Genomic DNA, 23,941 nt, shown 5'->3' on the forward strand with positions numbered 1-23,941 from the left:
AAAAGTTGGCTCGGTTTTATAAAACAGCTTTGTATCAACTCGATTATATTCTACAGCATTTTTACCTGGTTTATCCGAAAGCGCGAAATTTCAGCCTGCACTACAGTACACGGGAGGACGTGGTGCATCAAAGCCGTGTGCGGATCGCAAAATATGAGGGGGGCTTTTTTGAGCAGAAGCGTCCCCGGCCGCAACAGATCGTTTGGCGCACCTGGAAGGGCGAGCGCCTTCCCTTCTTCTTTGACGCTGACAACGAACAGGAACTGGTCACCTTCCACACGGATGGCTCGGCCAGCATCAACTACGATATCATAGCATCGGCCTTTTACTTGCTGAGTGGATGGCAGGAGCATTATGGCCCGGAGCGGGATAAGTTCGGGCGCTATACATACAAGGCCAGCATGCAGGCGAAGTATGGCTTTGTCATGAAACCTGTCGTCAACTATTATTTTGACATGCTGCGCGATGTGATCGAGCAGGTGCACCAGGTGGACCTGAGCCATAGCCTTTGGGGCGAAGCCGGGTTTGCCAGTTGCCTGACCTGCGACGTGGACCGCCTGCAGAGCGCCTGGCGGGCAGCGGGAAAGCAACAGTTAGTGGCAGGCAATGTAAAAGGACTGCTCTCGCTACTGGTAAGAAAGGCCGTTGGAAAAGACGCCTGGAATAACCTGCCTGAGGTGATGCGGGTGGCAGAGAAGTTTGGGGCGAAACTCACGCTGTTCTTTCTGCCAAGCGATCAGCGGTACAACGGCTACCCCAACGCTGACTACGACCTTGCCAAAACCGCGTACCAGCAGTTGATTCTGAGAGTGGCCGCAACACAGCATGAGGTGGGCCTGCACGGCAGCTTTGGCACCTCCAACGACCTGGTACAGCTAAAGGCTGACAGCCGGAAGCTGCCTGTTCCGGTAAAGGGCAACCGCTTCCACTACCTTTGTTACCAACCCGAAAAAACGGAGCAGGTATTGCAGCAGAGCAAACTGGAATACGATTCCACGCTGGGCTTTGCTGAACACCTGGGCTTTCGAAACTCCTTCTGCCATCCTTTTTTCCCTTTCGACTTTAACACAAGCAAAGCAAGTAGCTGCCTGGAATTGCCGCTGCACCTGATGGATACTTCGCTCTACAACATCAGTTACATGCACCTGGAGTCTGGCGAGGCCATGGCCACAATCTTGCCTCTGATCCATGAGATCAAGAAGTTTAACGGTTTGTTTACCCTGCTGTGGCACAACGAGAATTTCTCTGCCTTCTCCGAGTTTCCGACCCAAAAAGGCGCCCCGAGTTGGCGCGAGTTACTCGAGCAGATACTTGCCCACCTAAACGAGGAGGGCACCCGCTTTATGACTTGCTCCGAGGCAACCGAACTGGTGAAGCATAAAGCACAGCCTTGATCGCTGGCTTGCTGCTGCCATGTATTTACACTATATCGTAAATTTTTAATCCTTTACTCTAAACTTTTAGCTTACTTGCGGGCAGCATCAAAAGCGCATGAGTAAAATTCTACAGCGGGAAGGTATCTGGAACAATGTGATCTCGTATGCCGGCATCTTGATCGGGTATGTGAACACGGTGATCCTGTTCCCGAATTTCCTGAATCCCTCTGAGGTAGGCCTTACCCGACTGCTCCTTTCCATCTCGGTGATGTATGCGCAGTTCTCGGCCCTGGGATTCGTGAACATGAGCGTGCGCTATTTCCCTTATTTCCGAAACAAGGACAAGGAGCACAATGGCTTTCTGTTTCTGCTTATTTCAGTTCCCTTGCTTGGCTTTATCCTGAGCACCGCACTCTTTTTGCTGTTTAAGCCCCTGGTAGTAAACTATTACATCGAGAACTCCCCGCTTATACTAGACTACTATTACTACCTGATTCCCCTCTCGCTGTTTGCGTTGCTCTTCAACATGTTCACCGCATACCTGCGCTCGCTCTACAAAACCATCGTTTCCTCGTTTGTGCAGGATTTCCTGCTGCGCATCCTCACCACGGTGCTGATTAGCGTGTATGCGTTTAACGTGATGGATTTTCAGACATTCGTGCTGCTGTATATCATCATCAATTCGCTCGGTGCCTTGGTGCTGGTGCTCTACATCATGTGGCTGAAGCAGCTTTTTGTGAAGCCCTCGCTGGCCGTGCTAAGCATCATCCCGATCAGGGAACTGTTTTACTACGGCTTCTTTACTTTCCTGGGCAACATCTCCACTACCATTATCACAACGGTAGACCAGGTGATGATCTCATCTTACAGTTTATCGGACAACGGCATCTATACCACGGCCTTTTTTATGACCAGCGCCATTCTGGTTCCTGGCAGGTCTATGCTTAAAATCGCGCTCCCGCAGGTGGCGGACTTTTGGAAAGAGAAAGACTTACCTGGAATGAAACAGCTGTACACCAACGTGACCATGGTGAACCTGATTGTGGGACTGCTGCTCTTTATCGGTATCTGGGCCAACATTGATAACCTGTACGATTTTATGCCGGAGAGTTACCGCAGCGGAAAGTATGTGGTGCTGTTTTTGGCCCTGGCCCGCCTCGTGGACCTGGCAACCAGCCTGAACGGCGCCATACTGGCCACCTCTGAGAAATATAGATGGGACCTGGGTTTTAATGTGGTGCTGGCGGGCCTGACTGTCTGGACGAACTGGTATTTTATCCCGCGCTATGGCATCGAGGGCGCTGCCTTTGCCTCTATGCTGTCCTTGGTTTTCATGAACCTGACCCGCCTGTTCTTTGTGCGCTGGGTTTTCCAAATCCAGCCTTTTACCTGGGGCGCCCTTGCTATAACCGGCATCGCCGGGCTGGCTCTGGGCCTCTCTTACCTGCTGCCCTACCTGGGTAACGTGTATTTGGATATTGCGGTGCGCTCACTGCTCATTGTGCTTTTGTACGGCAGCCTTACCCTGGGCCTGCAGGTGTACCCGCAGCTGAATGATTGGCTCAGAAAGGCGGTACAGCGCTTGACGGGTTTAAACCTATAATAACTGGCCCGTTGGAAGCTTTTTCTTAGCCTTCAACTGGTAGATGCGTGTAATCATTTCCACTACTTTTAACCCGTCGTGGGCCTTGGTTGTGGCCGTAGCCTGCTCACGCAGCGTGCTGATTACATTTGCGAACACGAACTGATGGTTGGCCGCACTGCCTGAATAGTGCCCGTAATTGTTTGCAGGCTGGCAGGTGGGTAACTCTGGCAACACGTAATTCTGGATGTCGCAGTATTCGACGGCATTCATGTATTGGCCACCAATTTTCACACTGCCATGCTCGGCTATCACAGTCAGGCTGCTCTCCAGGTTTTGCGAGTGTACCGATGTGGAATAATTAAAGGTGCAGAAGCCACCGCTTTTAAACCCGAACTGCAGGTAACCGCTATCCTCAAAAGCTGTTAAATGGCTATGGTTGTGGTTTTTGAATTGCCCTTTCACCTTCCTGATATCTCCGAAAAGCCAGTAAAGCATATCTACAAAATGGCTGAACTGGGTAAACAGGGTGCCGCCATCCTTTTCCAGCGTCCCGCGCCAATTGCCTGGCAAATAGTAGCGCTCATCGCGGTTCCAGAAACAGTTTACCTGCACGTGGTATATTTTCCCTAAAGCGCCATTTTGAACGGTATCCTTCAACCACAAAGCCGGTGGGCTGTACCTGTTTTGCATCACACAAAAAATATGTTTGCCATACGTGGCTGCCACCGAGATCATCTCCTCACAATCCTTTACCTGCAGGGCCATGGGCTTTTCGCAAACCACGTGCAGGTTGTGTTGCAGCCCCATGATCGCGTGCGGGTGGTGCAGGTAATTGGGGGTACAGACACAGAGCACATCGGCCTGCACCGACGAATTAAGAAAATCTTCCAGCGCCTTAAACCGGGGGACATCGGTAAATACGGGCGATTCCGTTAAAAAATCTGGTCTGTTGTCGATTAAGGCAACTAACTCCGCTTCCTTGTTTTGCCACAGCAGCTGCGCATGGCGCTTGCCTATTTGCCCGTAACCAACTATCGCGAACCTGATCTTACCTGTGTATGCTTTAACCATACTGCTCGAAAAACGCTAAAACATGCTCCCCAATATAGGCTAATTGCTCTTGCTTTAACTCCGAGTGCATGGGCAGCGACAGCACGCTTTCAGCTAAAAGCTCTGACACGGAAAGGTCCTCCTCCTGGGTGTTGCACTGGGCATAGGCTTCCTGCTGGTGAAGCGGGGTAGGGTAATACACCATACTTGGAATATGGTTATCGCGGAGGTATTGCTGCAAAGGGTCGCGCTGTTTTGGGCTAACTTTAAGCGTATACTGATGATACACATGCGAGCTGTAAGGTGCCCTTACAGGCGCTTGCACATGCAGAGAACCAGCGAAAGTTTGGTCGTAAACGCGCGCTACCTCTTGCCTGGCCGCATTGTATGCCTCAATATACTTGATCTTTACATCGAGTAAAGCGGCCTGTAAGGTATCCAACCTTGAGTTTATGCCGATGGTAGAGAACTTATACTTCTCTGATTGTCCGTGGTTCGCTATTTTCTGAATGCTGGCGGCCAGGCTGCTGTCGTTGGTAAATACGGCGCCCCCATCCCCCATGCCCCCCAGCGGTTTAGAGGGGAAGAAAGAAGTCGTCCCGATATGGCCAATGGTGCCACCCTTAGCCTGCTTCCCGTCGGGGTAGGTATATACAGCGCCCAGTGCCTGGGCATTATCCTCAATCACCCAGAGCTGATGCGCATTCGCCAAAGCCATGAGTTGCTGCATGGGCGCACATTGGCCGAAAAGGTGCACCGGTATGATAGCTGCCGTGTTTGGGTTGATCAGGTGTGCTACTGAAGATGGGTCGAGGGCAAAGGTGGTGGGCAGTACATCCGCAAAAACAGGTTTAAGACCTAAAAGGGCTACTACCTCCGCCCCGGAAACATAGTTGAAGGAGGGCACAATCACTTCGGCACCAGCAGGTAACCGCAGGGCCATCAGGGCTATTTGCAAGGCGTCGGTACCGTTGGCGCAGGGTATAACATGCTGCACCTGCAGGTAGCTCTCCAGACTTCTGGCAAAAGCTGACACCTGGGGCCCGTTAATGAACTCCATGCTTTCCATTACGGCACTGAAGGCGGCATCCAACTCAGGCTTTAACATGCCATACTGCGCCTTCAGATCCACCATTTTAATATCTTCCACGGAAGTACATTTCTTTAAACCAAACAAATATAATGAAAGCATTTATTTATCCGGCAAGCAAAACTGTACATTAAGTAGCTTACGGGTTCAGTTCGTCCGGTTTGTAACCCTTGTACACTGGCTGCGTTACTAGCAAAATAATAAAGCTAATATATCATATGGTTATTTCTGTTCGCGCCCTCCTTGCATTCCTGCTTCTAAGTATAACTGTTTCCTGCTCCGACCAGCAGGAAAAACAGGAAAGAGATAAGAATTACCAGGAATACAGCGACTTTGTGACACAGACGGAGCAAGAAGCTGACAGGAATTTTTCGGAGGTGGAACTCCGCGCCATGCACCAGGCCGAGGAAGACAACTCTATGTGGGAAAAAGAGTCGGCGGAGATGATGCAGCAGTATGACGAACGCAAACGCAAAGTTGTTCAGAACATTGATCTTTACAACGAAGCGGAACAGCAGGATTTTCAGAAGTTGGAGGATCGCTATAACCGGGCTTACGAAAAGCAGAAGACCAAATACCAGGACATAAGCCGGCGTTACAAACTGCGCAGAGAGCTCCTGGGCCTCAAGATCAGCAGCGACGACCTGAGCAGCATAACCGCCAGCGACCTGCCTGCAACATACGAGCGCTTTGTTCAAAACCTGGAAACTAAGGCTGCGGCGTTAGAAGGAAGAGACTGGGAGCTTGTGGAGGGTTGGTGGATTGCCCTGAACAACCGTAAAAGAACGCTGGAGGCTGAACTCAGCGCCTCCGCAAAAAATGCCATAGAAAAAGCCACCCAACGGTACAAATCCCTACGCGCGCAGCATAGCGTAGCCTAGAACTTCTAAAAGATAGGCTTAGCTAGAACCCATTGGTTAGCGAGAACTGCTCCACCCGCGAATCCAGCACCTTGCCTTGCTCACACTTCAGAACCCGCTTCGGGTAACGGTTTATGATCTCATAATTGTGCGTTGCCATCAGGATAGCGGTTCCGCTGTTGTTGATCTCCTCGAAAAGCTTCATGATGCCGTCGGCCACCATCGGATCGAGGTTGCCTGTAGGCTCATCGGCAAACAGGATCACGGGCTCATTTAACAGGGCTCGTGCAATTACAATGCGCTGCTGCTCACCGCCAGAAAGCTGGTGGGGCAATTTACCGGCGGCGGCGTCCAGGCCAACCCGCATCAACACTTCCGAGATGCGTTGCCTGATCTTTGACTTATCCTTCCAACCGGTGGCCTTCAGTACAAATGTCAGGTTTTCAGCCACAGAGCGATCAAAGAGCAGTTGAAAATCCTGGAAAATGATGCCGATCTTGCGGCGCAGATAAGGCACCTGTTTGCGGGGGAGGCTGGTTAACTTAAAATCCGCTACCGCGGCCGTACCCGACAACAAGGGCAGGTCGGCGTACAGCATTTTCAGCAGCGAGCTTTTACCGCTTCCGGTGCGCCCTACCAGGTAAACAAACTCACCTTTTTCGATATCGAAATTCACGTTGCTCAGGATCGTGTTCACATCCTGGTAAACCGCGACTTCGCGCAGGGACACCACAGGAGAAGAGGAAAAATTCATAGGGGCTTAAATCTCAAGTTTCTGTAGCTTGCCGAACTCAAGAGATTCTATCAGGGAGGCCAATGCCTCTTCCTTGCCGTCTAAACCGTAACGGTCCAGGTTCTTAAGTGGCCGGTCGGCTCTAAAATAGGCGATGAGCACAAAATTCACGTCGCGGAGCTGGATGTAATCCGGAATTTTTGCCTTGCCTTTTACTTTAATGATATACATAGCCTAAAATCTTGCATGCTAAAGTAGCGATGCTGAAATAAAGGAGGAGATTAACCCTATTTTATTTCAGCATACGCTGCTCACCATTTTAGTCTAGTTATTGCCTTTGGCGTGATCAGCCAGGAACTGCTCCAGCCCGCTATCGGTAAGCGGATGCTTGAGAAGACCGGTGATCACTTTCAGGGGACAGGTTACCACGTCTGCCCCGATCTCTGCGCACTGCACCAGGTGCATAACGTGGCGCACCGAAGCGGCTAATACCTGTGTCTGATAGCCGTAGTTGCCATATATATGAACGATTTGCTCAATCAACTGCAAACCATCCGTAGAAACATCATCTAAACGGCCCACAAACGGAGAAACGTAGGTTGCGCCGGCTTTGGCAGCCAATAAAGCCTGGCCAGCGGAGAACACCAGGGTACAGTTGGTTTTGATGCCTTTCTCGCTGAAATAGCGTATGGCCTTGATGCCATCCCGGATCATCGGGATCTTTACCACGATGTTAGGGTGTAGTTCGGCCAGGAACTCTCCCTCACGCACCATGCCATCATAATCCGTGGCAATTACCTCGGCACTGATATCGCCATCCACAATCTCACAGATCTTCTTGTAGTGTGCAATAATGTTATCGTGGCCGGTGATACCTTCCTTTGCCATCAGAGACGGGTTTGTGGTAACGCCATCCAAAACACCAAGGTCGTGTGCTTCCTGAATTTCCTGCAGGTTAGCTGTATCGATAAAGAATTTCATAATGCTGGGTTGTAGGTTCTCTACAAATTTAATGCATTAATCTGTAAACGGGAAAGAATGAGGGAGAAATAAGAAAAGGGTGAAAGCCCGGAGGGAAAAAAGTGGCAAACCGAACATCGCGCCGCTCAACCGCCTACCCTTGCTACCTTCCGGTCCTGGGGGAGTTCAGCAGGAGCTGGCCGTGCCGATTTGCCGTTACAAAAGTACACAAATAATATTCCGCTGCAAACAAATGCGCGCATAAAATTGGGCTGTTAGTTACAACTTGTAACTGTTTGTACACCGGCTTGTTCAAGGTCAGGGGTTTAGGGTTATCGCTGGTGGCTTAAAAATAGCAAAAGTGCCTAGTGCCCTGCTTTTTCCATGTTCTCTTCGCCTCCTGCTTCCTGCAGCTGCGTTTTGTCTTCATCGTCCTCCTTCAAGGGGAAGTTTAAAGTGAAGGTGCAACCCTTATTCTCCTCGCTTTCAACCTGCACATCACCCCCCACATTATTCATCTGCCGCTTTACAATGTAAAGTCCCATGCCTGTGCCATCTACATGCGAGTGGAAGCGTTTGAAGAGGGTAAATACCTTAGATAGGTTGTCTTTACTGAGACCGAGCCCATTGTCTTTGACCGTCAGTATGACATGATCTGCTGTGCGCGTCGTCTTGAGGCTGATACAGGGGTCCCGTTCCGGTGATCTGTATTTTACAGCGTTAGTCAGCAGGTTGTAGAGAATACTGTACAGGTTCTTTTTAGAGAACTTTACATACGCAGCTTCTGCAAAGTCCACGTTTATTTTCGCCCGTTCCTTTGTAAGCTGGTCCTGCATGCTAGCCTGTACTTTATCCAGTACTTCCTGCAGGTCAACTGTCTCTGAGGTATAGTTCACATCGCGCTGCACCCTGGCAATGTCCGTCAGGTCTTTGATTACATTCTTAAAGCGGCTGATAGCATCTTTCAGCATCTCAAATACGGGTTGCGTCGGTTCGCCCGGCACCTCGCCCATGGCCAGGATCTGGTCTTCCAGCAGTAGCAGCAAACCTTCTATGTTCGCAATGGGGGCTTTCAGGTCATGGGAGGCCGTGTAAACGAAAGTGTCCAGGTCAGCGTTCACGCGGCGCAGGTGCACGTTTGTGTTCTGTAGCTTTTCCTGCGTCGTTTTCAGGTCGGTCAGGTCAATAAAGGACCCAAGCACCCGGTAGGGTATTTGATACTCATTGTGCATGATATAGGCCCGGTTAGCAACATGGGCGTATGAGCCGTCTGCTTTTTTTACCCGGCATTCCCCGGCCCACTGTTCCTGACCATAGTTGATAGCTTTGTTGATGCTGGCAACGGTGGCCTCCCGGTCATCGGGGTGTATGAGTTCGGTCCAGCTCCCGAAGCCCGATGGCATTTCCAGCTTTTCATAACCCAGCAAAGCCTCTATGTTATCGCTCCACCACAGTTCATTGGTTACCAGGTTCCAGTCCCAGATCACATCGTTGGTGGCCATAGACACCAGCCGGAAACGTTCTTCGCTTTCAGCAAGTGCGGTAGTTCGCTCCGTCACCCTTGCCTCCAGCTCGTTGTTAAGCCCGATCAGTTTTTCTTCTGCCTGTTTCAGCTCCTCATAGGCTGCCAGTATCTTTTCCTCTGCTACTTTCTTCTCCGTTACGTCGGCCATGGTAACCGTTAGCCCATCGCCCATCTTCACGGCCGCAATCTCGTACCATGCCTTTTTCTGGTTGACTTCCAGGTACTGCTCCACATACAAGGGCTGGTGGGTTTCCACCACAGCGGCGAACTTCTTAAAGAGTCCGTTTTTCTTGACAAAAGGCATCTCGCCCAAAACGGTGCTGTGCTGCAACTGCCCTGATGTTTTGCCCATAAACTCCTCGGCCTTGGTATTCAACAGGTTCCATGAAAAGTCTTTTATCTTACCATCAGCCTCCCGAATTGCTTTAAAAGCCATGATGCTGCTAAGCGAACTGTCCAGCACCCCCTGCACCACATTGGTTAGAGCCTTTAAAGCGGATATATCCACAAAACTTAGCACAACGCCATCCTTGTTCCCGTTTTGCTTCAAATACGGGATGATACGCACCAGGTAAAATTTCCCCTCATTGGTTTCTACTTCTACCTCCACTTCTACGGACGTGTTGTTTACCCGCTGGATATCTTCGAGCAGGCTCTTATTCTTGAGGTTGTAGGAAAGGTGTGCAATGGGCCTGCCTACGTCGCTGTCTATTATGTTGACGAGCTCTTTTACATTCGGGGTGAACTTTCGGATATCCAGGAAATGATCGATGAAAAGCTGCCCGATATTGGAACTACGGATATAGTTGTCCAGGTCCTCGTTCAGCTCCTGTAGTTCCTTTATCTTTAGCTGGTGTTCCGAGTTAACGGTATGCAGCTCCTCGTTCAACGATTGCATCTCCTCGTTTGAGCTTTGCAGTTCCTCGTTGCTCGACATAAGTTCCTCGTTAGAGCTCTGCAGCTCTTCGTTGGCTGTGCTTAAGTCCTGCACAGTAAGCCGTAGACTCTCCCGGGCTTCGTTCAGGTCTACCTCCAAAGCCGCAAGCTGTTGGTAATAATCCGGATCAGAGATGGTTTCGTGGTCGGCTAACTTTGGCAGCGGAGAGCGTTGGCCCATTTCCTGTATGAGGATCAGGATAACCTGAGGCAGGCTTTTCTCTGTCTCCAACGGCTTGATGGAGACGTGCAGCAACTGGCTCTTGTTTTTGATTTTCACCGCCACCTGCTTCACCACCACCTGGCGGTTCTGCTTCAGGGCTTTCCGTACGCCCACGCTCAGGGCTACAGCTAACTCCTCGGGCACCATTTTCAGGAGGTTAAAGTGCAGCCTGAGATCAGGGAAGCTCAGGATCCGGTTAATATCGCCAATGCCATGCAGTAGCTGGAAACTCTCGTCCACGTACAGACCGGAAACTTTAAAGTCGCTGGCCACGGCATCCATAAACGCGTCGTTGTAGCGGGCCAGGTGCGACACCTGCGACGATTCCCGCTTGCTTCTCTGGTTAAGCACCGGCGTATAATCCGTGATGCCATAGGTATGGCGGACACCGGTGCTCTCCTTTATCTTCCGGTAGATCTTCCACTTCCGGTTCTCTTCGTTAAAATACGACTTTAAATCGCCGATGTGCTCGCTGGGCCCCAATACCAGGTAGCCGTGCAGGTTAAGGGCATACGGGAAAATAGCCATCACCTTGTTCTGCAGCTCGGTGTTCAGGTAAATGAGCATGTTGCGGCAGGTAATCAGGTCGATGCGGCTGAAAGGCGGGTCCTTTTGGAGGTCGTGCTGTGCGAACACCACCATTTTCCGGATTTCTTCGCTGATCAGGTATTGCTCGTTCTTAAGCAAGAAGAAACGCTGCAGCCGCTCCGCTGAAACATCCTTACTGATTGAAAGCGGGTAAATGCCTTTCGATGCTTTCGTGATCGCCTCCTGATCAATGTCTGTGGCAAACAGCTTGAGGGCAGGCTCCCGGCCCATTTTTTCGAAAGCCTCTACAAAAAGGATGGCCAGGGAGTAAACTTCCTCCCCGGTGCTGCAGGCCGCCACCCATACTTTTATGGTTTCCCCATCCGGTTTACTGGCAACGATCTTCGGTATCACGTCTTCTTCAAGGGTGGCGAAAGCCTCCTGATCCCTAAAAAACTGGGTAACGTTGATGTAAAACTCCTGGCAAAGAAGAATTATTTCGGAGGGCGTATCTGTCAGCAGTGTCAGGTAATCCGTTAAAGTTTCGACTTGCAGGAATTGCATGCGCTTGCTTATTCGCCGCCTGATAGTTGCCCTTTTGTAATGATTAAAGTCAGTATGGGTTTGGTTGCGGATCAATTCTAAAATCTGCTTCACAACAGCCTCGTCACCCTCCTCCTTATCATCTGACAAGGGTTGTAACAGGGGCACCTGGCTGGTAAAGGCTATTATCTCGTTGGGCATTAACCTCGGAGAGAGCACAAAATCAACCACGCCCGTTTGGATGGCGCTCCTGGGCATGCCGTCGAACTTGGCGTTTTCAGGATTCTGCACCATCACCATGCCACCCGCCGCTTTAATGGCTTTTATGCCCCGCGTGCCGTCTGTTCCGGTACCCGAGAGCACCACGCCGATTGCGTATTTGCCCAGGTCTTTGGCCATCGACTCAAAGAAAACATCGATGGCAAAGTTCGGTTCCCGGTTACGCTCCTTTTCGGCCAGGTGCAGACGCCCGTGCTGCAGGGTAAGCTGTTTGCCGCTGGGCAATACATACACACAATTGGGCCGGGTCAGCATTTTATCCTCGGCCTCTTGCACCTGCATGCCGGTGTGCTTCGAGAGCAGTTCCGCCATCAGGCTCTTATGGTCGGGCGACAGGTGCTGTATGATCACAAACGAGAAACTGGAGTTGTCCGGAAAGTGATCGAATAACTCGTGGATGGCCTCCAGACCACCAGCCGACGCACCAATCCCCACCAGGTAATGGTCTGTGACGACAGGTGTTTCTGAATGCAGGGTAGATGAGGTATTCATACTTTATCGTATGCAAGGCGACAGTGCCGTAGCAGCCTTGCTATTAATATCTTTCTTTAATAATCTTTTCAAGTATGGCGCTTCGTATGCCTTCAGCAGCTTCCATTTCTTCTGCCAGCCAGGGCGCCGAGGTAAACTGCACCTGCTCCTTGTACACGGCAAAAGAATTACGAGGGTGGTATGTTTTTCCGTCCTGCTCCATTTGAATCGCCTGGTTCGGGTTACCGCCCCAGTTTAAGGTATGGGCAACCTCTTTCCTAAAACCGAGCAAGTACTCCCCTTGCTCGGCATTGATCGGTAAAACTATCAGGCCACTGGCTGCATGCTTGTAATCTTTGCTCTGGGCAAACTCTCCCGGCAGGTTATCGGTGGCATACACCTTTTCCACTTTTTTGCGTCTGAGCCAGGCAATCAGCTCCTTTAATTCCTGCTTGCCAGGGGTTTCGCCGCTGGTAGTCAGGCTTCCTTCAAAAACCAGGGCCGTGCCCGACAATGCCAACAGGTCTTGCAGGGTGGTGTTTCCAGAAAGCAGCCCCTCCAGTGCATTCGAATTGGTGTATAGTTGCTCCAGGAGCCGTGCATGTAAATCCTTAAGGTCTGAACGCAGTAGAATAGATTTTTCTGTTTCTTTACCAGCCACCTGCACAGACAGTATACTTGTCAGCAGTTCCAGGGCGGAGCGCAGTTCATAGCTTGGGAATCGTGCCGTGCGGTGATGAAAGGAGATAAGGCCCCAAAGCTTGTTCCCGACAATAAGCGGATAAGACATGGAGGCCATCACCTGCATATTAGCCAGGTACTCCAGATGCACCGTGGCTACGCTACGCAGGTTGCAATCTGCCAGATCGGTAAAACGCTGCGTGATAGGATTTATCACGGGTATTAGCCGAACAGGTGTATACGATCTGTTAGGAATGAGCCGGTATGGGTTTTTGAGGTAAAGGTCGCGAGCCTGCCGGGGTACGTCGGAAGCGGGGAAAATAAGGCCCATGTAATCGGGCATTCCCGCTTCCCGTGCCTGGGCGATAACGGTTCCGTTCCAGTTGGCATCAAATTGGTAAACCAACACTTGATCGAAGCCGGACAGGTTTTTGATAGCTTCAGCCGCGATTTGGCTGAGCTCTGTGGTCGTGGAAGCATTTTTAAGCAGCGAGGTGATGAACTGCACTTGCCGGTAAAGCTCTAAAAAAGAAGTGGCGTTGGTTTCATTTTCTCGGCTTTCCTCCAGTTCCACCAGCACTTGCTCCTTTCTGGGGTGCACCAAGGCAGTGAAGCACTTTGCTGAACCTTTTACTGTAAAGGTTAAACTGACAGGGATTCGCTCCTCGTTCTGTTGGTGCTGTATCTTCTCAACCAGGTCCTTTAACTCCGTTGGCCTAATTAATTCGGCCAACGGGCGCCCGAGAATCTCATCAACGGACAGAGCCAGAAAATCCGTGATATTCTCGCTTACCTGGGTGATGGCAAGCTTGGATTTTTCCAAAACCAACAGACAACCATACGGTTGTATCAGGTTAACCAGGTGAAGCGGGATGCTTCCGCAAAATTCAGAATCGTAGTTTTTTGTGACGGCCTGGTATGCCCCCATTGCTTTGTCTTCCATAAAATAATGTTGCTATTGCCGGCAGCGCAATCTTAGAGCTCTTTCTATCTATAAACTGGGCTTTACCTAAAATTATGATCAGCGCAGAACTTGAGCCTATTAGAAGAATAATGGATTTCTGGCTAACTTACCCATACTGCACAACAAACATTAAAGTTTAGTTAATTTAAGGTAGGACGAATGAGTTAAGTGGTCACTTGATCAAAAAAGCGGATCTTCATGCTGCCTGGCACTAACTTCAGGCCTTTTGGAATGCCCTGGTGAGATTCTTTCATGTGGTTTTTGTACCAAGCCTGGTAGTTTTCTTCCTGATCCCAGAAAGTCGTTACCCATACTTCATTCAGGTTTTCCTGAGGCGAGAGCACTTTCATTTCCTTAAACCCCGGTGCCTTGTCGACCAGGTGTGGTCTTGATACGAAGGCGTTTTTTACTTCTTCGGCCATATCATTGGCCACTTCAAATATACTAACAGCTACAAACATGCATGGTTATTTACAGGCCTTTCCACTGCGGCTATCAAACTGCCTGCAAGTGAGGTTGGCCAAGAAACTATCAAAGACATAAACGCGCCAAAGCACTATTTATTTACAATAATAACTGAATTCGGCTTTTAATCCTATTAACTGTGAAAGCTCAAACAATGATTTTCTGCCACTCTATGCTCCCGAGGGGTATTTTCTCTTACGTAACATTTTCCAGTGCACGTATTTCAGCTTTATAGGCGGCAGGCAAAATGATCGCTTTCAACAGATCATCGAGCTGTACAAATCGGCTGAGCTTGTAGGCCTTCAACACAGGAATCAGATAGGGTAATGTATTAAAACCAAGCAGGCGGCCTACCAAACGAGGCACTACCAGCTTCTGTGCTTCCAGTAAAAGTTTGTACCGAATGTGGCCGAGGTGCTTTTTGTACTGTTTATAAAGATCTGCCGTATAGGGGCTTCTGGCCAGGTCGTGTGCCAGGTGCTCGTGCCGCGCCACCAGCCATGCTGCAAAAGTGTGAGGTAACCCGTTAATGCCCATGCGACTGCCTACCTGCCGGAACACTTCAAAAATCTCGGACCTTTCAGCAGGTGTCAGTTTCCGTTCCAATAACTCATAGGCACGAATGGAATAATCGATGAGCATGAAAAGCACATCGCGGTAGGCCCAATCGGGTATTGACATGCCTCGTGCCGCCTCCACCCCGGCATGTATGGCCGCCATGGCATCGATGGCCTCGTGCGCCCTGGCTCTTGACGAAAAAACTATCTTTTGTGCATAAACGACGGTGGAAAACAAGCGTCCGGGCGGATCAGCTGGCAGCTTACCTGTAAAATAAAGCCAGTCGACCGCTTTGTTCAGGGCAAACTCTGCCGATGCGCCGGCAAAAATAAAAAGCACCGTATCGCTTTTACCCCAAATTTCCCTGACAACTGAACCTTTAGGTACAAACAACTCCATAAGTTTTAAACGCAGCAGTTACCGGAAGGTGGCATAAACCCGGAGCCCCCGAAAAGGCAACATCACGGTGCAGGCTCTTGCGGCACTTTTCCGCGCTGCATCTTAAATTTTAAGGGCCAGGGGATATTATTTAGCAACGCGGCGTTTTTAATGTAGTTTCTAAAAGGCACTTCAATCAGAAAATAGCTTGTAAACGATACCAGCAGCAGGGCACAGAGCGAAGTATAGAACACTGTTGCTTGGGCCTGAATACCAAGAACATACAATGCTTTGCGAGACCAGTTAAAGACGGGCACCTGTAAAATATAAAACCCATAGCTGACCTCGCCCAAAAGAATGAGAAGCCTTAGTTTAAACACTGTTGCCAGCCAACCTGTGTTAAGTGAGATCAGGACTATGATAGGTGCAAACAGGAAGGCCAACAGACCATTTTGATACAACAGGCCGCTTGGGTATTTAAGCACAAGGTAAACAGCTGCCACAAGCAGGAGAATCATCAAATCGTAATTCCCTTTTTGGGCACTGCACCTGTATAAAAAAAAGAAACCGGCTAGGTTCCCAATCAGAAACTCGTTGAGGTGCAGCAGTGGGAAATAAAATATAAAATCGCTGAACTTAGAAGCGGAGCCCCCATAATACCCGGAGTGAAAGCCCCAATGCAACACTGCCTGACTTAGTAGCCAGAAAAAAAGCAGAGGCACCACCAGCCGCTTAAAACTTAGCTTGCGGTAGATTTGGTTGAACAGCAAAGGGAACACGGCATAAAAGAAAATCTCCACTGACAAAGACCAGCCTGGATAGTTAAACGAAAGCACCTTTCCGGGCAACCAGGCCTGTATGGCCAGCAGGTTGAAAAAGACACCGCTATAATCCAATGTTTTCCCGGAGCTTAAATCATAGGCACCCAACAGGACAATGGCCAGTAGGTAAACCGCATAAATGCGGGCAAACCTGCTTTTGAAATAGGCCGGGGCGTTAACCCTGGTTTGTGTTCCATAGGCAATGATCATCACAAAGCCGGAAAGTATAAAAAAATAACTTACCCCAATGTTGGCATGTTGAAACAGGAAAGCGACAGAGCTGTGGTTGAACGGAAAAATTCCCCTGCCAAAGTGAAAGACTACGATGGAGAGCGCCGCAACAAATCGGGTGAATGTGATCTGGTCAATTCTCACGGTTTTGGGAATAAAAAAAGTAAAAACCAAATATTAGCAATAACCAAAGGAAAAATTGCAAGTTACTACCATTTTACTACGAAGATCAATAGAAGTAAGTATTCCTTTTCATAATTTACAATAAGAATATCTGTTTACACCCTATGTTCTGAAGAATTAGCGACGAAGTCCTCATTTTCCAGTGTCACCAACATTTGTAGCAGATCGTGCGTCATTTTTCCGGGAACCCCCGCTCCTATGCGCACCCCATCTACGGACACGACAGGTACTATCCGTTTTGTAGTGCTGGTTAGGAAGGCTTCTCTTGCCCTAAATACATCCTGTAGTGTAATACCCGTTTCCTTTACCTCATACTTTTGAGCAGCCACCTGCATAACATTACCCCTGGTAATCCCTAAAAGCACGTTTTGAGCGGGGGTGGCTAATGTGCCATCCTCAGTCACAATAAAAAAGTTGCACCTCGGAAACTCCGATACCACGCCCCTATGGTGGTACAAGACCTCATCGGCATGCTGTTCCACAATCTCTGTTTGCAACCTGATTCCCATGGTATAGTTTATTGTTTTTACCCTGGGCAATTCGCGGGCGAAGGCATGCGTGATGACCTTTATTCCTGCCTCTAAAACATCAAAAGCCGGAAGGGTAAGTGGCTGTTGCATGATCAGCAGATTCGGCGCCGCCGGGTCATAGCCGTTTAAGGAATAGCCCCCTGTTAAGATGAGCTTTATGCCTGAGGTGAGCAAGTTGTTCTTCTCTGCCAGTTGCTGCACAATACTTTTCAGATCCTCTAGCTTATAAGGCACTTGCAGGTTCAGCGCTTGGGCCGAGGCAAAAAAACGATCCAGGTAACGCTCCAGAAACAGGGGCGTACGCTGCTGTACTTTTATAAAATCAAACACTCCGTAGCCCCGCTGGATGGCAAGGTCACTCACATGCAATTTTGCATCTTTTAACGGGATAAAGGCATCGTTTAAAAAAGCTATCAGTGGTTGTTCCATGGTGCAAAAAAACTATTTACAATGCCTACGTGGCTGGAGCGCAATAACAATAAGATACGGTGTTAAATATTTGCGGGTTAGTTTTAGCTTTACCTATCCTCGCAGTTTAAATCAGCCAGTTTTTAGTAATCCAATGCCAGTCTAAGGTATGCTAAAAAACCTTGAAGCGAACTAAATGCAATAAAAAAAGCATTGTAAAGTTTAGCTAGAAGAAAAGTGGAGTAGCCTTTGCGCATCTAAATGCCTTTACTTTCGAATCTTTTTACTTAATTGTAGTATCCTTTTTATCAATTTACATAAACTAGTATGAAAGCATTCTTTTTATCCTTGCTCTTTGCATCCTCATTAACAGTAGTAAATGCACAGGAAACGGCGACAGAAGAGGCTAAAGCATCTCAAAAACTACTGAGCCAGTTTAATAGTCTGAAAGAAAATGCCAACAACTACAGAGAAGGCAAAACAGAGTATAAAGTTGTAAGTGTCGGCTCTCTTGATGCTTTTTGGAACAGTGTGGAACGCAACATAAAAGCCACGGAAACCGAGCTAATCAAAGCACGCAGTGGCTCTAAAGCTGAATTAGCGTCAGCCCAGTCTGAAATTGCTTCGCAGCAGAATCAAATAGCAGCCCTGCAGCAAGACAATGCCCTGAAAGAGGAAGAAGTACAGAAAAGCGACAGCATTTCTGTACTTGGGCTGTTTTATATTCCCAAGCAAGCCTTCGTCATCATGATGGTTTCTGTTATAGCTGTACTGCTACTTGTACTGGCCGTAATTTATTTCCAGTTCAAGAGGAGCAAGCAGGTAACTGATGAAAAAAAGAGGGCCTTTGATGAAATCGACCTGGAGTTGAATGAGGTGAAGAAAAATGCCCGGGAGCGGGAGCTGAAATTAAAGCGAGACCTTCAGACTGAGATGAATCGCATCGAAGAGCTTAACCAGCAGATCAGCTCGCTTCAGCGTAAAACTATTGCTTAAAGCAATCCTGACATCACATCATAGCCCGGAAATTTATCTCCGGGCTTTTTTTTGGCATTTCATAAGGCACTAGCATCCTGCTCATGCCGGCCTTTTATACTTTAAACAAACATTTAAATGAAAAATGTTTGACCTGAAAAATTTTATCGTAATTTTACGATTATAAATAATTGTATGGGACAAACCAAAACTGAAGAGTTTAAGCTGGCTGACAAAGTGATGGCCAAATATGCGAAAGCCCTGGCACACCCTGCTCGCATCGCTATCCTGCGCTTGTTGTTGGAGCGGTCATCGTGCATCTGCGGCGACATTGTAGCCGAACTCCCGCTATCGCAATCCACGGTTTCGCAGCACCTGAAGGAGCTTAAGGATGCCGGCCTGATTAAAGGGGATATTGCTGGCAAGAAAATATGTTACTGCATCGATGAGAAAGTATGGGAAGAGGCCGGAAAACTGCTACAAGTTCTTTTTGGAAAGCTTACGCCCTGCAACACCAGCTGTTGCTAATTTTTTGATTTTTTTAATCGCAATATACCGATAATTTAAATTCTTTTTAAGCGTATGGAAAATACTGAAAAATTAAAGAAAATAGTTCAGGACAAGTATAGCGAGATCGCGCTGCAGAGCAAAGCGCAGAACGAAGCTTCGTGCTGTGGTGCCACAGGCTGTTCAACAGTAGACTATGCCATTTTTGCCGACAACTACACAGAACTAGCTGGCTATAACCCCGACGCCGACTTGGGACTTGGCTGTGGGGTGCCGACCGAATTTGCCCGGATTAGTGTGGGAGACACTGTGGTGGACCTTGGCTCCGGTGCAGGGAACGACTGCTTTGTGGCCCGCGCCCTGGTTGGCGTCGAAGGCAAAGTAATTGGTGTGGACATGACTGAGGCTATGATAGCCAAAGCCCGTCTGAATGCCGACAAATTACGCTTTAACAACGTGGAGTTCCGGCAGGGTGAGATAGAGCAGTTGCCTATCGCTGCTGACGAAGCGGATGTAGTGATCAGCAACTGTGTGCTGAACCTGGTGCCGGATAAGCAGAAAGCCTTCTCCGAAACGTACCGTGTTCTGAAGCCAGGTGGGCATTTTAGTATTTCTGACGTGGTGCTGGTAGGCGACTTGCCGGCAGGTTTAGTGAAAGCCAGTGAAATGTATGCCGGCTGTGTTTCGGGAGCCATCCAAAAAGATGCGTACCTGGCGCTCATTCATGCAACCGGTTTCAGGAACATTGCGGTGCAAAAAGAAAAAGCGATCCATGTGCCTGATGAGATACTACGCGATTACTTAACCGATCAGGAGATACAGCAATTCCGTGCTAGCCAGACTGGAATCTACAGCATCACGGTATATGCTGATAAGCCGGAGAAGACCTCCTGCTGCGAACCAGGGGTAGCTTGTTGTTAATTGAATTTTAACGTTAAAATACCAGTTTATGGCGGCCAGCAATCGAATTGGCTTGAAAAGGAAGCGCCTGAGTTTTTTAAATCGCTACTTATCGCTTTTGATATTTCTGGTTATGATCTCAGGGGTAGCACTCGGGTATTTTTTCCCGAAAAGCTTGGTTTATCATGATTCTTTGCCTAAAGATACGCCAAACCAGGCTATTGCTATGGGGCTTATGTTCATGATGTATCCTCCTCTGGCTAAAGTAAATTACAGATTATTGCCAAAAGTGTTCAACAATGTAAAGTTGATTGGATTGTCGCTAGTACTCAATTGGATAGTCGGCCCCGTACTGATGTTTATACTATCAATAGCATTTCTACATGATTATCCGGAGTATATGACAGGCCTTATTTTAATTGGTTTGGCTCGTTGTATTGCCATGGTACTTGTCTGGAATGATCTGGCCGATGGGGATAAGGAGTTTGCTGCTGGCTTAGTAGCTTTGAATAGTATATTTCAGGTTCTTTTATATACCCTTTATGCCTGGATATTTATCACAAAACTCCCTCCTATTTTCGGATTCAAAGGAGTTGCCATAAATATTTCGATGGGAGAAATAGCCAAAAGCGTCGGCATATACCTTGGTGTCCCTTTCCTGGCTGGTTTGCTAAGCCGTGTTGTATTAGTACCTATAAAGGGACAGGAATGGTACCAATCCAAATTCTTACCTGCCATCTCCCCTATTACACTCCTGGCTTTACTATTTACAATTCTTGTCATGTTTAGTCTGAAAAGCGAATTAATAGTGACCATTCCTGTTGATGTAGTGCGCATAGCAGTGCCTCTGGTGCTTTACTTTGTAATAATGTTTATTATAAGCTTTTTGATGAGTAAACGTTCTGGCGCTAAGTATTCAGAAACAACTGCTATTGCTTTTACTGCATCCGGAAATAATTTTGAACTTGCCATTGCGGTTGCTATAACTGTTTTCAGAATTAATTCAGGAGAAGCATTTGCCGGCGTAGTTGGCCCACTTGTGGAAGTACCTGCTTTAATTGCTATGGTAAAATTGGCTTTTTGGTTAAGGCGAAAATTATTTAGAACAACCGTTAATAACTCAGTCCATGAACTTACTTCCTGACCTTTACCACACAGCGCAATGTCTGGCGTCAACGTTTCAGGTTATACCTCCGGATAGAAAGCGTATGCTCCAACAGCTTTCCAGATATATCAGAAAGAAAAAAGAAAAAGGTGAGTCTGTAGCCCTTGTCTTCATCTGCACACATAATTCTCGCCGTAGCCACATGGCCCAGCTTTGGTCGCAGGTTGCTGCTTTTTACTATCACCTCGACGGGATAAGTTTTTTCTCCGGCGGAACTGAAGTCACGGCTTTTCACCCGTTTGCAATAGCAGCATTAAAAGAAGTAGGTTTCGAAATTGAAATGGAAAACAAAAGTATAAATCCAACTTACAAGGTTCGATATGCAACAAATACAGTTCCACTCACAGTTTTCTCCAAAATATATGATTACGTTGAAAACCCAACCTCTGACTTTTGTGCCATCATGACTTGCTCCGAGGCTGATCAGGGATGCCCGTTTATACCTGGCGCAGAAGAACGCATCTCCATTTCATACGATGATCCAAAGTTATACGACGCAACAACGCTACAGAAGCAAAAATACAGGGAAAGCACCCTGCACATTGGTAGGGAGATGTTCTATGTTTTCTCCAAAGTATGACCTGACGCTGCGAGGACAAATTGCAGACGCTATTCAAAATTTGTGTTAAAATAAAAACCAGAGGCGCCGCTACAGCATATATAGCGGCGCCTCTGTCTCTATATGGTTTCGTAAAGTTAGCCTTGTTTCACAAGCTGTATTTCTGCCTGCAACTTAATTTCGTCGCTTACCACCACACTGCCTGCCTCTGTTACCGCGTTCCAGGTTAGACCAAAGTCTTTTCGGTTAATTTTACCGGTAACGGTAAAACCTGCTTTCGTTTGACCATAAGGGTCTACCACAATGCCGCCAAACTCCACGTTTACGGTTACAGGTTTGGTGGTGCCGCGTATGGTCAAATCGCCATGCAATTTGTATTCCTCCTCCGATACCTTATCGAAATCTTTTCCTTTGAAAACTACTTGCTCGTGGGTTTCGGCATCAAAGAAGTCAGCGGATTTCAAGTGCGTGTCCCGTTGTTCGTTGTTGGTGCTGATAGAGTCTACCTCGGCCGTAAAAAGCACGTTAGAAGCATGCGCAAAGTCATCGCCCTCTGTTTCTACCTCCACATTAAACTTGCCAAAGTACCCGGTTACAGTGGTGATCATCAGGTGCTTTACTTTAAACTGTACTTCGCTGTGGGTTGGGTCTACTGCCCATTTAGTTATTGCCATAATAGCTATGATTTAAATTTACTGGTTTAGAAGCATTTGTCTTAAATTGGATGTACCATTTAAAGTCAGCCAGCTTTTATCCGTAAGGTCCCAAAAGGTCTCATAACAAAGGATAAAATAGCATAGCTGTAAAGTACATACATTTGATGTATATACATTGAATTAGCTTTTTAAGTTTCAAATAATATAAAGCAGGATTTGCCAAGAGTTTAGCTTTTGCCAGATTGATTGGTTTCTCCGTATTCCATGCAGTTAAATCAAATATGAAAAGCATTCCAACTACCTATAACTTCCAAGCCTTGGCGGAACTGAGGCATTGGCAACACACCATGTTAAGATCGCCGTCGTTCTTTAACGCCTTGTCAAGGCAGGTGCAAACAAAACTGAACAGTTTTATACCGGATAAGGTACACCGTGCTGTTACCGCCTCCATCAAACAGATGATCCGGGCCATGTTGTTTGGGGCAGGCAAGATCACCAAACTTCCATTGGCAGGCCTGACTTTAGAGGCGCGTGAAACGGAGGTCTTGAAACGCATCCGATTTTATCAAAAAACTGCCGCCGCTGAAGGGGCTGCGACCGGGGCCGGGGGTTTTATTCTGGGCTTAGCGGACTTTCCATTGCTGCTCAGCCTAAAACTGAAACTGCTATTTGAAATCGCCGCCTGCTACGGTTACGATGCCAATGATTACCGGGAACGGTTATACCTGCTGCATATATTTCAACTTGCGTTCAGCAGTCAGCAGCATCGGCGTGCTGTTTACCTGCAAATAGCAGATTGGCAAAAAAGGGCCCACGAACTGCCGGAAGACATCCATCAGTTTGACTGGAGAGCATTTCAGCAGGAATACCGTGATTACATCGACCTGGTTAAAATGGCCCAGCTAATTCCGCTGGTAGGCGCACCCATAGGGGCTGTCGTTAATTTCCGGCTCATTAAGAAACTCGGCAACACAGCCATGAACGCTTACCGTATGCGCCTGCACGATGCCCAACTGCTGTAAGGTGACCCGTTTAGAAGGCTGTCCCGCTGACTTTTTTAAAAGTATTTTCGCTTTGCCCTGGCAGGTTGTAGCTTTGCGCTATGAGCATGAACACGAAATACGCTAAATCCCGCTTTGAGACAACTGGATGGGCGCGGGAGGAGCATTTCCACTTTTTCAGAACCTTTGCGCAGCCTTTCTTTAATGTGCACACCGAAATAGAGCTCACCAGGCTCTACAATTATTGTAAGACCAGCAATCAGTCTGTTTTTCTGAGCTACCTGCACGCAGCCACAGTGGCTGCACGCCAAACCGAAAATTTTATGCTGCGGCTGGAGTGTGGCCAGGTGGTGAAGTATGAAGGGGTGGATATTTCAACCACGATCCTGAAAGATAACATGACCGTATCTTTTGTTCAGTTACCGCACCACCCCGAGCTTGAATCTTTCTGCCGGGAGGCTTCCGGCATTATAGCAGAAGCGAAGCGAAGCAAGTCCCTGTTTTATGGCTACAACGGGCCCGACCTGATACACGCCACTACCCTGCCCTGGTTTAAACTTAACGGCATGGAGCATGCCCACGCCGCCGATGCAGACGACTCGATTCCAAAACTGGCGTTTGGCAAACTGGAGATGCGAGAGAAAAAGGTGATACTGCCGCTAAGTATACGTGTGCACCATGCGCTGGCCGATGGATACCACATTCACTTGTTCCTGCAGCACTTGGAAACCTACATCAACTCCCTGCCTTCTACTGGGCTGGCTTCCTGAGTAACATCTCGCATATAAAATTTACCTGCA

The 23,941-nt window shown here is 48.2% G+C and carries 22 protein-coding genes and 1 other RNA gene; 10 read left to right on the plus strand and 13 right to left on the minus strand.

Features of this window, described 5'->3' with window-relative positions:
* The first annotated feature begins 5 nt into the window (after nt 1–5).
* Nucleotides 6–1,394, plus strand: coding sequence for a polysaccharide deacetylase family protein (locus tag AC4BAN_RS00200; protein ID WP_490562339.1), 1,389 nt, complete (start codon nt 6–8; stop codon nt 1,392–1,394).
* A gap of 97 nt (nt 1,395–1,491) precedes the next feature.
* Nucleotides 1,492–2,979, plus strand: coding sequence for a lipopolysaccharide biosynthesis protein (locus AC4BAN_RS00205; protein ID WP_490562340.1), 1,488 nt, complete (start codon nt 1,492–1,494; stop codon nt 2,977–2,979).
* On the opposite strand, the gene AC4BAN_RS00210 is transcribed toward AC4BAN_RS00205, so the two are convergent.
* Together AC4BAN_RS00210 and AC4BAN_RS00215 are read right to left on the minus strand one after the other, a co-directional pair.
* Complete coding sequence (locus AC4BAN_RS00210; RefSeq protein WP_490562341.1) at nt 2,974–4,032, minus strand: Gfo/Idh/MocA family protein; 1,059 nt, start codon at nt 4,030–4,032, stop codon at nt 2,974–2,976. The two genes, AC4BAN_RS00205 and AC4BAN_RS00210, sit on opposite strands and share 6 nt — an antisense overlap.
* Entirely contained in the window at nt 4,025–5,161 is a 1,137-nt protein-coding gene (locus AC4BAN_RS00215) for a DegT/DnrJ/EryC1/StrS family aminotransferase (RefSeq protein ID WP_490562342.1), read from the minus strand. Before AC4BAN_RS00215 ends, AC4BAN_RS00210 begins: the two co-directional genes overlap by 8 nt.
* A 158-nt stretch (nt 5,162–5,319) precedes the next feature.
* Between AC4BAN_RS00215 and AC4BAN_RS00220 the strand changes: the two genes are divergently transcribed.
* Entirely contained in the window at nt 5,320–5,982 is a 663-nt protein-coding gene (locus AC4BAN_RS00220) for a hypothetical protein (RefSeq protein ID WP_490562343.1), read from the plus strand.
* A gap of 22 nt (nt 5,983–6,004) precedes the next feature.
* Here the strand turns inward: AC4BAN_RS00220 and AC4BAN_RS00225 are convergent, their stop codons facing one another.
* From AC4BAN_RS00225 to AC4BAN_RS00270, 10 genes are all read right to left on the minus strand, one after another.
* On the minus strand, nt 6,005–6,715 hold the full coding sequence (locus tag AC4BAN_RS00225; protein ID WP_490562344.1) for a cell division ATP-binding protein FtsE: 711 nt from the start codon (nt 6,713–6,715) through the stop codon (nt 6,005–6,007).
* A 6-nt stretch (nt 6,716–6,721) separates the two neighbouring features.
* Nucleotides 6,722–6,925 carry a fructose-6-phosphate aldolase gene (locus AC4BAN_RS00230; protein WP_490562345.1) on the minus strand — a complete coding sequence of 68 codons (204 nt, stop codon included), beginning with the start codon at nt 6,923–6,925 and terminating at the stop codon, nt 6,722–6,724.
* Nucleotides 6,926–7,018: 93 nt separating this feature from the next.
* Nucleotides 7,019–7,675, minus strand: a complete 657-nt coding sequence (fsa, locus tag AC4BAN_RS00235) for a fructose-6-phosphate aldolase (RefSeq protein WP_490562346.1) — start codon at nt 7,673–7,675, stop codon at nt 7,019–7,021.
* Nucleotides 7,676–7,772: 97 nt separating this feature from the next.
* Nucleotides 7,773–7,872: signal recognition particle sRNA small type (gene ffs, locus AC4BAN_RS00240), an RNA gene on the minus strand.
* 147 nt (nt 7,873–8,019) lie between these two features.
* Nucleotides 8,020–12,180: a chemotaxis protein CheB gene (locus tag AC4BAN_RS00245; RefSeq protein ID WP_490562347.1), complete on the minus strand. Its 4,161-nt coding sequence runs from the start codon at nt 12,178–12,180 to the stop codon at nt 8,020–8,022.
* 43 nt (nt 12,181–12,223) lie between these two features.
* Entirely contained in the window at nt 12,224–13,783 is a 1,560-nt protein-coding gene (locus AC4BAN_RS00250) for a GAF domain-containing protein (RefSeq protein ID WP_490562348.1), read from the minus strand.
* A gap of 185 nt (nt 13,784–13,968) precedes the next feature.
* Nucleotides 13,969–14,265, minus strand: a complete 297-nt coding sequence (locus tag AC4BAN_RS00255) for an antibiotic biosynthesis monooxygenase family protein (RefSeq protein ID WP_490562349.1) — start codon at nt 14,263–14,265, stop codon at nt 13,969–13,971.
* A 199-nt stretch (nt 14,266–14,464) separates the two neighbouring features.
* Nucleotides 14,465–15,226: an oxygenase MpaB family protein gene (locus tag AC4BAN_RS00260; RefSeq protein ID WP_490562350.1), complete on the minus strand. Its 762-nt coding sequence runs from the start codon at nt 15,224–15,226 to the stop codon at nt 14,465–14,467.
* A 62-nt stretch (nt 15,227–15,288) separates the two neighbouring features.
* Nucleotides 15,289–16,401, minus strand: a complete 1,113-nt coding sequence (locus AC4BAN_RS00265; protein WP_490562351.1) for an acyltransferase family protein — start codon at nt 16,399–16,401, stop codon at nt 15,289–15,291.
* Nucleotides 16,402–16,535: 134 nt separating this feature from the next.
* Nucleotides 16,536–17,399 carry an aminotransferase class IV gene (locus AC4BAN_RS00270; RefSeq protein ID WP_490562352.1) on the minus strand — a complete coding sequence of 288 codons (864 nt, stop codon included), beginning with the start codon at nt 17,397–17,399 and terminating at the stop codon, nt 16,536–16,538.
* Between the two features lie 306 nt (nt 17,400–17,705).
* Here AC4BAN_RS00270 and AC4BAN_RS00275 point away from each other — a divergent pair, with 306 nt between their 5' ends.
* The 5 genes from AC4BAN_RS00275 to AC4BAN_RS00295 all read left to right on the plus strand — a co-directional run bounded on the left by AC4BAN_RS00275 (nt 17,706) and on the right by AC4BAN_RS00295 (nt 21,505).
* The gene (locus tag AC4BAN_RS00275) at nt 17,706–18,374 is read left to right on the plus strand and encodes a hypothetical protein (protein ID WP_490562353.1); all 669 of its coding nucleotides are present in this window, start codon (nt 17,706–17,708) and stop codon (nt 18,372–18,374) included.
* 174 nt (nt 18,375–18,548) lie between these two features.
* A complete protein-coding gene (locus tag AC4BAN_RS00280; RefSeq protein ID WP_490562354.1) occupies nt 18,549–18,881 on the plus strand; it encodes an ArsR/SmtB family transcription factor in 333 nt (110 codons plus the stop codon).
* A 54-nt stretch (nt 18,882–18,935) separates the two neighbouring features.
* The gene (locus AC4BAN_RS00285; protein WP_490562355.1) at nt 18,936–19,781 is read left to right on the plus strand and encodes an arsenite methyltransferase; all 846 of its coding nucleotides are present in this window, start codon (nt 18,936–18,938) and stop codon (nt 19,779–19,781) included.
* A 28-nt stretch (nt 19,782–19,809) separates the two neighbouring features.
* Nucleotides 19,810–20,904, plus strand: a complete 1,095-nt coding sequence (gene arsB, locus AC4BAN_RS00290; RefSeq protein ID WP_490562356.1) for an ACR3 family arsenite efflux transporter — start codon at nt 19,810–19,812, stop codon at nt 20,902–20,904.
* Entirely contained in the window at nt 20,888–21,505 is a 618-nt protein-coding gene (locus AC4BAN_RS00295) for a low molecular weight phosphatase family protein (protein WP_490562357.1), read from the plus strand. Before arsB ends, AC4BAN_RS00295 begins: the two co-directional genes overlap by 17 nt.
* A 116-nt stretch (nt 21,506–21,621) precedes the next feature.
* Here the strand turns inward: AC4BAN_RS00295 and AC4BAN_RS00300 are convergent, their stop codons facing one another.
* Nucleotides 21,622–22,158, minus strand: coding sequence for a YceI family protein (locus AC4BAN_RS00300; RefSeq protein ID WP_490562358.1), 537 nt, complete (start codon nt 22,156–22,158; stop codon nt 21,622–21,624).
* A gap of 263 nt (nt 22,159–22,421) precedes the next feature.
* Here AC4BAN_RS00300 and AC4BAN_RS00305 point away from each other — a divergent pair, with 263 nt between their 5' ends.
* Both AC4BAN_RS00305 and AC4BAN_RS00310 read left to right on the plus strand, forming a co-directional pair.
* On the plus strand, nt 22,422–23,162 hold the full coding sequence (locus tag AC4BAN_RS00305; RefSeq protein WP_490562359.1) for an EcsC family protein: 741 nt from the start codon (nt 22,422–22,424) through the stop codon (nt 23,160–23,162).
* Nucleotides 23,163–23,242: 80 nt separating this feature from the next.
* Nucleotides 23,243–23,911, plus strand: coding sequence for a CatA-like O-acetyltransferase (locus tag AC4BAN_RS00310; protein ID WP_490562360.1), 669 nt, complete (start codon nt 23,243–23,245; stop codon nt 23,909–23,911).
* Nucleotides 23,912–23,941: the final 30 nt, after the last annotated feature.

The sequence above is a fragment of the Pontibacter sp. GD13 genome, from assembly GCF_058216355.1.

Bases quoted from the DNA above. Each gene is read 5' to 3' on its own strand.
- AC4BAN_RS00205 (WP_490562340.1), top strand. From the start codon at position 1,492: ATGAGTAAAATTCTACAGCGGGAAGGTATCTGGAACAATGTGATCTCG.
- AC4BAN_RS00210 (WP_490562341.1), bottom strand. From the start codon at position 4,032: ATGGTTAAAGCATACACAGGTAAGATCAGGTTCGCGATAGTTGGTTAC.
- AC4BAN_RS00220 (WP_490562343.1), top strand. From the start codon at position 5,320: ATGGTTATTTCTGTTCGCGCCCTCCTTGCATTCCTGCTTCTAAGTATA.
- AC4BAN_RS00225 (WP_490562344.1), bottom strand. From the start codon at position 6,715: ATGAATTTTTCCTCTTCTCCTGTGGTGTCCCTGCGCGAAGTCGCGGTT.
- AC4BAN_RS00230 (WP_490562345.1), bottom strand. From the start codon at position 6,925: ATGTATATCATTAAAGTAAAAGGCAAGGCAAAAATTCCGGATTACATC.
- fsa (WP_490562346.1), bottom strand. From the start codon at position 7,675: ATGAAATTCTTTATCGATACAGCTAACCTGCAGGAAATTCAGGAAGCA.
- AC4BAN_RS00245 (WP_490562347.1), bottom strand. From the start codon at position 12,180: ATGAATACCTCATCTACCCTGCATTCAGAAACACCTGTCGTCACAGAC.
- AC4BAN_RS00250 (WP_490562348.1), bottom strand. From the start codon at position 13,783: ATGGAAGACAAAGCAATGGGGGCATACCAGGCCGTCACAAAAAACTAC.
- AC4BAN_RS00255 (WP_490562349.1), bottom strand. From the start codon at position 14,265: ATGTTTGTAGCTGTTAGTATATTTGAAGTGGCCAATGATATGGCCGAA.
- AC4BAN_RS00260 (WP_490562350.1), bottom strand. From the start codon at position 15,226: ATGGAGTTGTTTGTACCTAAAGGTTCAGTTGTCAGGGAAATTTGGGGT.
- AC4BAN_RS00270 (WP_490562352.1), bottom strand. From the start codon at position 17,399: ATGGAACAACCACTGATAGCTTTTTTAAACGATGCCTTTATCCCGTTA.
- AC4BAN_RS00275 (WP_490562353.1), top strand. From the start codon at position 17,706: ATGAAAGCATTCTTTTTATCCTTGCTCTTTGCATCCTCATTAACAGTA.
- AC4BAN_RS00280 (WP_490562354.1), top strand. From the start codon at position 18,549: ATGGGACAAACCAAAACTGAAGAGTTTAAGCTGGCTGACAAAGTGATG.
- AC4BAN_RS00285 (WP_490562355.1), top strand. From the start codon at position 18,936: ATGGAAAATACTGAAAAATTAAAGAAAATAGTTCAGGACAAGTATAGC.
- arsB (WP_490562356.1), top strand. From the start codon at position 19,810: ATGGCGGCCAGCAATCGAATTGGCTTGAAAAGGAAGCGCCTGAGTTTT.
- AC4BAN_RS00295 (WP_490562357.1), top strand. From the start codon at position 20,888: ATGAACTTACTTCCTGACCTTTACCACACAGCGCAATGTCTGGCGTCA.
- AC4BAN_RS00300 (WP_490562358.1), bottom strand. From the start codon at position 22,158: ATGGCAATAACTAAATGGGCAGTAGACCCAACCCACAGCGAAGTACAG.
- AC4BAN_RS00305 (WP_490562359.1), top strand. From the start codon at position 22,422: ATGAAAAGCATTCCAACTACCTATAACTTCCAAGCCTTGGCGGAACTG.
- AC4BAN_RS00310 (WP_490562360.1), top strand. From the start codon at position 23,243: ATGAGCATGAACACGAAATACGCTAAATCCCGCTTTGAGACAACTGGA.